The following is a 2,558-nucleotide window of genomic DNA, read 5'->3' as shown; positions in this document are numbered from 1 at the left end:
GGCGGCGGCGAACGCCGCCGGATCGCCGGCGGCGACCATTAGCCCGGTGCGGCCGTGCTCGATGACGGCGGGAATCTGGCCCACGGCCGTGGCGATCACCGGCATGCCCGCTGCCAGGTATTCGTATACCTTCAGCGGCGAAAAGTAGTGGTCCTGGCCCGGCTCCGGCTGCGGATACGGTGCCGCGGCGGCGTCGCACTCGTGCAGCAGGCGCGGCACGGACTCTGGCAGCACCGCTCCTGTGAACTCGGCCTCCACGCCCAGCCGGGCGGCGAGCCGTTCGAGGTCCGGCCGGCCCGGCCCGTCGCCGATGATCCGTACCGTCCACAGGCCCGCTCTGTCCGGGTCAGCGTTGGCCCGGGCCACCGCCTCGAGCAGGTCCGGGACGCCGTGCCACGGCTTGAGGGTGCCGGTGAACGCCACCACGAAACGCCCGGAACCAGGCCGCCCGGGGCGCCCGCCCGGCCGCTCCCACGGCCGGGCGGTGATCCGGTCGGTGTTGACGCCGTTCGGCGCCAGCACGGTCCTGGCCTCGGGAACACGTTGCTTCACCCACCGGAGCACGGGCTCCGAGACGCAGGCCACGGCGTCGGCAGCCAGGGCGTTCCGGCGGAGCATCGACTCGGCGAGGCCAACATCAAAAAGCTGGCGGTACCGCTGCTGCTCCTCGATCAGCGGAGCGTTGACCTCCAGGACGGCCGGGACCCCCAGCGTGCCGGCCACCAAGGACAGAGCAGGGCTGAACAGCGAATAACGTTCGTAGGCCACGTCGCAGCCGTCGCGCAGGGCAGTGTCACCGAGCGAGTACGCCGCCTCTTCGACCGCGCGCTCCCGCCCGGCAGGCTCTGCCTTGCGGCTGTCTCTTATACACATCTAGATGTGTATAAGAGACAGGTGCGGAACCCCGTGCAGGTTCAGCCGCTCCAGGAAATGGGCCTGCTGCTCGGCGCCGGCCGGCGTTGCGGCGGCCTTGATGACCACCGGGGCACCGGAGTTCTGGACGAAGAGGACTAGGCGGCGTTCAGGCTTGTACCGCAGCACGCTGCCTGTGCCGGCCAGCACGCTGCCGGGCTGTTGCGGGAGGCCGAGCCGTTCCATGCCGTGTTCGCGCAGCCAGAGCAGGTTCCCGTAGAGAACCCAGTCGTCCTCGACGCCGCCCACCGCCACCAGGTTGTCGTCCTGCCGCGGATCGGGCCGCAGGACCCGGATGTCTCCACCGCGGGACCGGGAGGTGAGCTCGCGCCGAAGGAGCTTGGCGTTGCCGGCGCGCGTCCGGGTCATAGCCCAGCCGTAGTCGAAGGCACCGTTGCGGATACGGCGGAATGCCACCAGCAACGAGGTGCGCGGCTTGTAGCGGACCCGCGTGACGCGGACGGTTTCGCCGAGCAGCGAAGACAGCCGGGAACTGTCCAGCAGGTAGGGCAGGCCGGGCAGCGCATCATCGCGGCTGGCCAGGGAGCAGTCCGGATTTTTGAACGAGGCCTGCGCACCGGTCATGGCACTTCCAGCTTCTCTTCGGGCCGGCTGGGGTCCTCGTCATCCATCCAGCGGGCGAACCGGGTTCCGGGATCCCGCAGCAGCACTTCCGGGCGTCCCTCCTCCACGATCCTGCCGTTTTCGAGCCAGACGATGCGGTCGCACGAACGGGCGGAGTGGACATCGTGGGTGATGGTGATGGAGGTCCGTTCGCGCGTCAGGGCGGCGAGGGCCTGCAGTACGGAATCCCGGGAAGCTGCGTCCAGGCCGGCCGTCGCCTCGTCGAGGATGACGATCGGCGCCCGCCTGAGGATGGCGCGGGCAATCGCGATCCGCTGCCGCTGGCCGCCGGAGAGGTCCTTCGCCGCTTCGCCCAGCACCGTGTCGTAGCCGTCCGGAAGGGTTCGGATGAAGGTGTCGGCCTGGGCCAGGGCAGCAGCCTCCTCGATTTCCTGGTCCGTGGCGTCGAGCCGGCCGAACCGGATGTTGTCCCGGACGGAAGTGCCGAACAGCACGGAGTCCTGCAGCAGGATGGACACATGCGACCGCACGGACGCGATCTTGAGGTCCCGCAGGTCCTCACCGCCCACCCTGACCGATCCGGTGGCGGGATCGATCATGCGCAGGATGAGGCTGGCCAGCGTGGACTTTCCGGCGCCGGACGGGCCCAGGATGGCCAGATGCTCGCCGGCCGGAATGGTCAGGTTGATCCCGTGCAGCACCATTCCTTCGCCGTGGCCCGCGTATACGTCATCCATCACGATGTCCGGGTTCTTGCTGTCCAGTCGGCGGGCATGGGCGGATTCGGGCAGGTCCGTCTGGGCTTCCAGCAGGTCCGCCACGCGCTCGCCGGAGGCCGTGGCCCGGGCGAGCCGGCCAATCTGTTTCGCCACGTCCTTCAGGGGTTTCATGCCCGTCTTGAGGTACATCAGGAAGATCACCAGGTCACCCGGCGTGATCACGTGCTCCATGGCCCGCCAGCCGCCGCCAGCCAGCACAACCGCCGTCGCGACGCCGATCAGCACGTCGGTGCGCCGCTCAAGGCCGGTCTCTTATACACATCTAGATGTGTATAAGAGACA

At 69.0% G+C, this 2,558-nt stretch carries 3 protein-coding genes; all 3 read right to left on the bottom strand.

The window, feature by feature from the left end; genetic code table 11:
• A partial coding sequence (locus B1A87_RS22580; RefSeq protein ID WP_144275960.1) for a glycosyltransferase occupies positions 1-873 on the bottom strand: 873 nt, incomplete at its 3' end.
• Positions 874-1,497, bottom strand: coding sequence for a hypothetical protein (locus tag B1A87_RS22575; protein WP_185982457.1), 624 nt, complete (start codon positions 1,495-1,497; stop codon positions 874-876).
• The gene (locus B1A87_RS22570; RefSeq protein WP_260681117.1) at positions 1,494-2,438 is read right to left on the bottom strand and encodes an ABC transporter ATP-binding protein; all 945 of its coding nucleotides are present in this window, start codon (positions 2,436-2,438) and stop codon (positions 1,494-1,496) included. Before B1A87_RS22570 ends, B1A87_RS22575 begins: the two co-directional genes overlap by 4 nt.
• Positions 2,439-2,558: the final 120 nt, after the last annotated feature.

The organism is Arthrobacter sp. KBS0703, assembly GCF_002008315.2.
GTDB lineage: Bacteria > Actinomycetota > Actinomycetes > Actinomycetales > Micrococcaceae > Arthrobacter.
The sequence above is the reverse complement of the archived record's forward strand: the minus strand, read 5'-3'. Positions and strand labels throughout refer to the sequence as shown.